At 68.5% G+C, this 7,182-nt stretch carries 9 protein-coding genes; 5 read left to right on the top strand and 4 right to left on the bottom strand.

Annotated elements, in window-relative coordinates:
- Positions 1–88: 88 nt before the first annotated feature.
- The 3 genes from BR31_RS0106275 to BR31_RS0106265 are packed head-to-tail and all read right to left on the bottom strand — an operon-like array spanning position 89 to position 2,672.
- Positions 89–730 (bottom strand): Maf family protein, encoded by a 642-nt coding sequence (locus BR31_RS0106275; protein WP_027500225.1) that lies wholly within the window; start codon positions 728–730, stop codon positions 89–91.
- Positions 727–1,035 (bottom strand): acyl-CoA carboxylase subunit epsilon, encoded by a 309-nt coding sequence (locus BR31_RS0106270; RefSeq protein WP_027500224.1) that lies wholly within the window; start codon positions 1,033–1,035, stop codon positions 727–729. The genes BR31_RS0106275 and BR31_RS0106270 overlap by 4 nt, the downstream gene beginning before the upstream one ends.
- Entirely contained in the window at positions 1,032–2,672 is a 1,641-nt protein-coding gene (locus BR31_RS0106265; protein ID WP_027500223.1) for an acyl-CoA carboxylase subunit beta, read from the bottom strand. The genes BR31_RS0106270 and BR31_RS0106265 overlap by 4 nt, the downstream gene beginning before the upstream one ends.
- A 136-nt stretch (positions 2,673–2,808) precedes the next feature.
- On the opposite strand from BR31_RS0106265, the gene BR31_RS0106260 reads away from it, so the two are divergent.
- On the top strand, positions 2,809–3,651 hold the full coding sequence (locus BR31_RS0106260; RefSeq protein WP_027500222.1) for a biotin--[acetyl-CoA-carboxylase] ligase: 843 nt from the start codon (positions 2,809–2,811) through the stop codon (positions 3,649–3,651).
- Between the two features lie 52 nt (positions 3,652–3,703).
- Here BR31_RS0106260 and BR31_RS0106255 read toward each other — a convergent pair whose 3' ends face one another.
- Entirely contained in the window at positions 3,704–4,105 is a 402-nt protein-coding gene (locus tag BR31_RS0106255) for a DUF7144 family membrane protein (RefSeq protein ID WP_027500221.1), read from the bottom strand.
- 152 nt (positions 4,106–4,257) lie between these two features.
- Between BR31_RS0106255 and BR31_RS27590 the strand changes: the two genes are divergently transcribed.
- From BR31_RS27590 to BR31_RS0106235, 4 genes are read left to right on the top strand one after another with little or no spacing between them, the layout of a single operon-like run.
- Complete coding sequence (locus BR31_RS27590; RefSeq protein WP_051637010.1) at positions 4,258–4,719, top strand: DUF6069 family protein; 462 nt, start codon at positions 4,258–4,260, stop codon at positions 4,717–4,719.
- Positions 4,716–5,927, top strand: a complete 1,212-nt coding sequence (locus BR31_RS27585; protein ID WP_051637009.1) for an AI-2E family transporter — start codon at positions 4,716–4,718, stop codon at positions 5,925–5,927. The genes BR31_RS27590 and BR31_RS27585 overlap by 4 nt, the downstream gene beginning before the upstream one ends.
- Before the next feature lie 16 nt (positions 5,928–5,943).
- Positions 5,944–6,483, top strand: coding sequence for a PH domain-containing protein (locus BR31_RS27580; RefSeq protein WP_051637008.1), 540 nt, complete (start codon positions 5,944–5,946; stop codon positions 6,481–6,483).
- Positions 6,484–6,492: 9 nt separating this feature from the next.
- Positions 6,493–7,170, top strand: a complete 678-nt coding sequence (locus tag BR31_RS0106235) for a response regulator transcription factor (RefSeq protein ID WP_027500220.1) — start codon at positions 6,493–6,495, stop codon at positions 7,168–7,170.
- The last annotated feature ends 12 nt before the right edge of the window (positions 7,171–7,182 follow it).

Here is a 7,182-nt window from a genome sequence, read left to right as displayed (position 1 = left end):
GACGGGCCCCGGTCGGGACATGAAGCCGCCCACCGACACCGCGATCGCGGTGTCGGTGGGCGGTGACTTCAGTGGGCGGGGTTCGGGTTCAGTTGGCTGGGGTCGCGGCCCAGAGCTCGGAGATGCCGACGCCGACCTCGCCGAGCAGTCGGCGGACCAACGGCAGGCCGATGCCGATCACGCTGGACGGGTCGCCCTCGATGCGATCGATGAACCAGCCGCCGAGCCCGTCGAGGGTGAAGGCGCCCGCGACCTGCATGGGCTCGCCCGACTCGAGGTAGGCCTCGAGATCGTCTCCGGACGGCGTCCCGAAGTGCACGATCGTCGCGCTGTCCGCACTGGCCTCGCCGACGGTCGCCCCGTCGCGCACCCGCAGCACGCAGTGCCCGGTGAGCAGGGTGCCGCTGCGACCCATCATCGAACGCCAGCGGGACCTGGCCACGTCGGCTGTGTGCGGCTTGCCCTGCAGGGTGCCGTCGATCAGCAGCATCGAATCGCAGCCGATCACCACCGCGTCGGCGGCGATGTCGGCCGGCAGCTCGGTGAGCACGGCGGTGGCCTTCGCCCGCGCGAGCTCGGTGACCACCCGCGACGGCGCGGCCGACGGGCCGAGGGCCTCCTGCACCGCGTCCTCGTCGACTCCGGAGACCAGGACAAATGGCTCGACCCCGGCCTTGCGCAGCACGGTCAACCGTGCCGGCGAGGCCGAGGCCAGGACGAGCGTGGTCACCGACGGTTCGAGTACGCGTACGGGGACAGGGGGGCGGCGCCCCGGTGCATGCCTGCGGGGTCGCCCCACCGCTCGGCCGGACGGGTGTCGGCCGGTGCCTCCTCGGCGCCTGCAGCTGCGGCGAAGACGGTCACGAGTGCCGCCACCTCGATGTCGGTCGGTGCGCCCTTGACCACCTTGATGACCGGCAATTGAGAGCCCTTGCTGTCGGCAGCCACGATGTCGACCGTAGCGGAGTCGATGGCCTCCGCGGCTGCGGAGAGCACCTCGACGTCTTCGAGTGTCGTTTCCCTCGTCGCTGTCATAGCGGGATGTTCCCATGCTTCTTGGGCGGAAGGGAAACCTGTTTGCGCTCGAGCAGGCGAAGGGCCGCCACGATCTGGCCGCGGGTGTGCGACGGCGGGATGACCGCGTCGATGTAACCGCGCTCGGCCGCGACGTACGGGTTCACCAGGGTGTCCTCGTACTCGTTCTGCAGCTTGAGGCGCAGCGCGTCGACGTCGGCGCCGGACGCCTCGGCCTCCTTGAGCTGCTTGCGGTAGACGAAGCCGACGGCGCCGGAGGCGCCCATGACCGCGATCTGCGCGCTCGGCCACGCCAGGTTCAGGTCGGCGCCCATGTGCTTGGAGCCCATGACGTCGTACGCGCCGCCGTACGCCTTGCGGGTGATGACGGTGATCTTTCCGACCGTGGCCTCGCCGTACGCGTAGAGCAGCTTGGCGCCGCGGCGGATGATGCCGTTGTACTCCTGCTCGGTGCCGGGCAGGAAGCCGGGCACGTCGACCAGGGTGATGATCGGGACGTTGAAGGCGTCGCAGGTGCGCACGAAGCGGGCGGCCTTCTCGGAGGCGTTGATGTCGAGGCAGCCGGCGAACTGGGTGGGCTGGTTCGCGACGATGCCGACGCTGCGGCCGTCGACGCGACCGAAACCACAGATGATGTTCGCGGCGCGCTCGGCCTGCACCTCGAGGAACTCGTCGTCGTCGAGGATGCGCCGGATGACCTCGTGCATGTCGTACGGCTGGTTCGGCGAGTCCGGGATCAGGGTGTCGAGCTCGATGTCCTCGGCGGTCAGCGAGTCCTCGATGGAGCCGACGATCGGGTCGGACGGGGCCAGTCGCGGCGCGGCGGCCTGGTTGTTGCTCGGCAGGTAGCTGAGCAGGTCCTTGACGTAGTCGAGGGCGTCCTGCTCGCCGGAGGCGACGTAGTGGGCCACACCGGACTTGACCATGTGGGTGTGGGCGCCGCCCAGGTCCTCCATGGTGACGTCCTCGCCGGTGACGGTCTTGATCACGTCGGGGCCGGTGACGAACATCTGGCTGGTCTGGTCGACCATCACGACGAAGTCGGTCAGCGCGGGGGAGTAGACGTGGCCACCCGCGGCCGGGCCCATGATCAGCGAGATCTGGGGGATGACGCCGGAGGCCTGCACGTTGCGGTGGAAGATCTCGCCGTAGAGGCCGAGCGAGACCACGCCCTCCTGGATGCGGGCGCCCGCGCCCTCGTTGATGCCGACGAGCGGGCGGCCGGTCTTGAGTGCCAGGTCCATGACCTTGACGATCTTCTCGCCGTAGATCTCGCCGAGGCTGCCGCCGAACACGGTGGCGTCCTGGGAGAAGACGCACACGTCGCGGCCGTCGATGGTGCCGTAGCCGGTCACCACGCCGTCGCCGAACGGGCGGTTGTCGGCGAGACCGAAGTTCACGCTCCGGTGCCGGGCGAGAGCGTCGAGCTCTACGAAGGAGCCCTCGTCGAGCAGCGCGGTGATGCGCTCACGGGCGGTCAGCTTGCCCTTCGCGTGCACGCGCTCGACGGCGGCTTCGCCGCTGGGGAACTTCGCCTCTTCCTGACGTCTGCGCAGGTCGGCGAGCTTTCCGGCCGTCGTGTGGATATCAGGGGTGTTTGTCGCCTCTGGCGCAGTGGGCTCCTGGACACTGGTCATGGGGACAGAGCTTATCCAGCCCGTCCAGAAGCCCGTTGACCGAGGTCAGGTTGTGTTCAATCATTGAACCCAAGCTACTGGCCAGTACGAAATTGTGATCCCCGCCGCAGCGGCAGGAGCCCATAGGCTGATCGGCATGTACACCGATCTGAATCGGCCCCCGTTGGTTGTCGACGCACTGCGCAGGGCGCTGGTGCGCGGAACGGCCGGCGGCGACCCCGACGCCTTCTACTCGAGTCTCGACGTCGTCGCCGAAACCGGTTCGACGAACGCAGACATGTTGGCGAGGGCGGTGGACTCCGCCCTCGACCGCGCGGTGCTGATCTCGGAGTTCCAGGACCACGGCCGTGGCAGGCACGCCCGCTCCTGGGTGGCCCCGCCGAGGTCGGCGGTCTCCGTCTCGGTGTTGCTGCGGATGCCGGGGATCGATCCAGCCGATCTGGGGTGGCTCCCGCTGCTCGCGGGTGTTGCGGTGGTCGATGCACTGCGGTCGGTCGCCGAGGTGGACGCCGTGCTCAAGTGGCCGAACGACGTGCTGATCGGTGGCAACAAGGTGGCGGGCATCCTCGCCGAGGTCGCCGCGACCGCACCGATCCCGTCGGTCGTGCTCGGGATCGGGTTGAACGTCAGCCTCACCGAGTCCGAGCTGCCGGTGCCGACCGCGACCTCGCTCGCGCTCGCGGGTGCGGCCACCACCGATCGGGACACCGTGGTGCGTGCACTGCTCCGCGCGTTGGCGGCGGAGTGGTCGAAATGGAACCGGAACGGTTGGGACACAACGGCGCTCGCCGAGTCGTACCGGGAACGGTGCGCCACGATCGGGCAGCGCGTCCGCGCGGAACTGCCGGGCGGCGGCGAACTGCTCGGCACCGCGAGCGGGATCGATGCCCAGGGCCGGATCGTGATCAGCCCGGACGATGGCAGGGAACCGGTCGCGGTCTCCGCGGGCGACATCACGCACCTGCGTCCCCAGGAATGACGAAGAGGGTGCGGGCCGATGGCCCGCACCCTCTTCACCGGTCGCACCGTGGCTAGTCGTTGTCCCACGTCGCGATGGCCCAGATGATGACCACGTCGAGGGCGATGATCAGGATCGACCACCACGGGTAGTAGGGCAGCCACATGAAGTTGGCGATGATCGAGAGGGCGGCCAGGAAGATACCCGCGATCCGCGCCCAGGTCGCACCGGTGAGCAGGCCGAAGCCGGTCAGCGCGATGAGGATTCCCACGATCAGGTGGATCCAGCCCCAGCCCGTGGTGTTGAGCGCGTAGGTGTACTCCGGCCCGACGATCAGGACGCTGTCCTTGGCCAGCGCGGAGATTCCCTGGAAGACCTGGAGGATGCCCACGGTCAGCAGCAGGACCGCCGCCGCGATCGAGCCCCCAGCCGCGAATCCCTGCTTGACGCTGTTGTCCGCGCGGTTTGCCGTCATAGCTGTTCCTCTCTCAGATATGGGAGTGGTGCTTCGACAAGCAGTGTGAGTCCCGATCGATACTTGTGCCTCATCCGTGGTGGGTGAAGCGTGCACGGCGCTCTCGGTGCGACCCTCACTGCGAACGACTGTGAGATCGAGGAAGGACAGCAATGACGAGCTATCCGGGAGGACCGGGCGTGTCCGGCACCCCAGGGGCGCCGACGCGCGGCATCGCCGGGGGCAAGTTCTGGGCGGGCGCCGCCGCGTCCGCGCTGGTCACTGCATTGAGCGCGCTGGTGGCCACGGTGATCCTCCGGGTCTTCGACCTGATGCCGCTCTCGCCGAACTGGTTGCCCGAGACCACCGTCGCGGTCCGCTTCGCCATCCTCGGGTTCATCGGGGCCCTCGTCGCCGCCGGGCTGCTCCAGCTGTTGCTGCTGACCACCCCCGGCGGCGACTCGTTCTTCGGGTGGATCATCGGCCTGATCACTCTCGCCATGGCCGTCCTGCCCTTCGCCTACGACGCCGTGATGGGCGACCGGATCGCCACGAGTCTGGTCCATCTCGCCATCGGCCTGCCGATCCTCGGCCTGCTGCCCGGCGTCGCCGATCGAGCCGCGGTGTGGAAGTGAGCCGATCCGTCGCCGCCGCGCCCGCGTCCGCCCCGCCGTCCCCTGTGCCACCCTCGACGCTGCCGCGCGGGCTGATCGTGCTGCTCGGCATGGCCGCCGCCGTTGTCGCGATCGCGGGCACCAAGGCCTTCGCCGGGATCATCGGGCCGGTGTTCCTGGCGCTGATGCTGGTGGTGGGTGTGCAGCCGCTCGGTGACTGGCTGCAGCGCAAGGGCGCACCCAAATGGGTCGCGGTGATCTCGACGCTGACGGCCGTCTACCTGATCCTGCTCGGTCTGATCGCGGCACTCGTCGTCTCGATCGCCCAGCTGGCCACGTTGCTGCCGGAGTACACCGACAAGGCCGACGAGCTGATCGCCAACATCCAGGATCAGTTCGCCCAGCTGAACATCGGTTCCGACCAGGTGGAGAAGGCGCTCTCGAGCATCGACCTCGGCAAGGTCATCGGCCTGGTCGACGACGTGCTGGTCGGGCTGCTCGGTGTGTTCTCGAATCTCTTCTTCATCCTGGCCCTGCTGATCTTCATGGCGATGGACGCGAGTTCGTTCGGTGAGCGGATGCGCGCGGTGGCCTACTCCCGGGCGGACATCGCCTACGCCTTCTCCTCCTTCGCCAGCGGTACCCGCAGCTACCTCATCGTCTCGACCGTGTTCGGCCTCATCGTCGCGGTGATCGACGCCGGCGCGCTCTGGGCCATGGGCATTCCGCTGCCGATCCTGTGGGGACTGCTCTCCTTCATCACCAACTACATCCCGAACATCGGGTTCGTCATCGGTCTGATCCCGCCTGCGCTGATCGCCCTGCTGGAGGGCGGTCCGACGCTGATGCTGTGGGTGATCGTGGTCTACAGCGTCATCAACGTCATCATCCAGTCGGTGATCCAGCCGAAGTTCGTCGGCGAGGCCGTCGGGTTGTCGGTGACGCTGACATTCCTGGCGTTGGTGTTCTGGGGATGGGTGATCGGGCCGCTCGGCGCGCTGCTCGCGATTCCGATGACGCTGCTGGCCAAGGCGCTCCTGCTCGACATCGATCCGTCGACCCGGTGGGCCAACGCCCTGATCGCGGGCTCCCCTCCGACCGCGGAGGAGCTGGCGACGGCCGAGGTCGAGGCCGCGAAGAAGGCCGCGGAACTGCAGGCGGAGGCCGAATCCGAAGTCGAGGATGCGGTCGAACCCGTGGTCGAGCCCGCGGTGGAGCACGCGAAGTAGTCGATACGCTCTCCTGATGGGATACCCGGAGGACGCCCTCGCCACGGACGAGGAGCTGCTGCTGCACCGACACCCGCATTGGAAGATGCTGGTGCTGCCCGCGTTGACGTTCATCGTGGCGACGGCGTTTGCCGGGTACGCGCTCGGGCTCGCCCAGGACCGGCTCGAGGGGACCGCCCGCTCCGTCGCACTGCTCGTGGTTGCGGTGGCCTGGGTCGGAATCGTCGGGTGGCGCTGCGTCGGGCCGCTGTTGAGGTGGAAGTTCACCCATTTCATCGTCACGGACCGGCGGGTGTTGATCCGGCACGGCGTGATCACCCACACCGGGATCGACATCCCGATGGGCCGGATCAGCAACGTGCAGTTCCGGCACGGACTGATCGACCGGATGCTGCGGACCGGCACCCTGGTGATCGCGTCGGCGGCCGACGATCCGCTGGAGTTCGACGACATCCCGGATGTACAGCGGGTGCATTCGCTCCTCTACCACCAGGTGTTCGACGCGATGAATCTCGATTCCGGTCCGCCGACGGAGCGCGGCGAGGCCGCTCCGTAGGCTGGGGTCGTGACAGCCGTACTGCTTGCCGAAGACGACGAGGCCATCGCCGCCCCGCTCTCGCGTGCCCTTGGCCGTGAGGGCTACACGGTCACCGTCGAACCGACCGGTCCCGGGACCCTCGAACTCGCGCTGAGCGGGTCCTTCGACCTGCTGGTCCTCGACCTCGGCCTGCCCGGCATGGACGGGCTGGAGGTGTGCAGGCAACTGCGCGCAGGCGGCTCCGAACTCGCGGTGCTGATGCTGACGGCGCGCACCGACGAGGTGGACTTCGTGGTCGGCCTCGACGCGGGGGCCGACGACTACGTGGGCAAGCCGTTCCGGCTGGCAGAGCTGATGGCGCGGGTCCGCGCGCTGATGCGCCGCCGCGGCGGCTCCGAGGACACCACCATCGCGGTGGGGGACATCCGGCTCGAACCGGCCGCACGGCGCGTGCTGGTCGGCGGCTCCGAGGTCATCCTCGCGAACAAGGAGTACGAGCTGCTCAAGGTTCTGCTCGACCGGGCGGGCGAGGTGGTCTCGCGCGACGTCATCCTGCAGGAGGTGTGGGGGGATGCGGATCTGCGCGGATCCAAGACCCTCGACATGCACATGTCGTGGCTGCGCAGGAAGATCGGCGACGAGGGTCCGGTCGCCGAGCGGCGCATCGCGACCGTGCGGGGCGTCGGTTTCCGGCTGAACACCTAGCCGGACGCAGAC

The sequence above is a fragment of the Rhodococcus sp. UNC363MFTsu5.1 genome, from assembly GCF_000686785.1.
In the GTDB taxonomy this organism is placed as follows: Bacteria; Actinomycetota; Actinomycetes; order Mycobacteriales; family Mycobacteriaceae; genus Rhodococcus_G; species Rhodococcus_G maanshanensis.
This window is presented reverse-complemented; position numbering and strand designations above follow the sequence as displayed.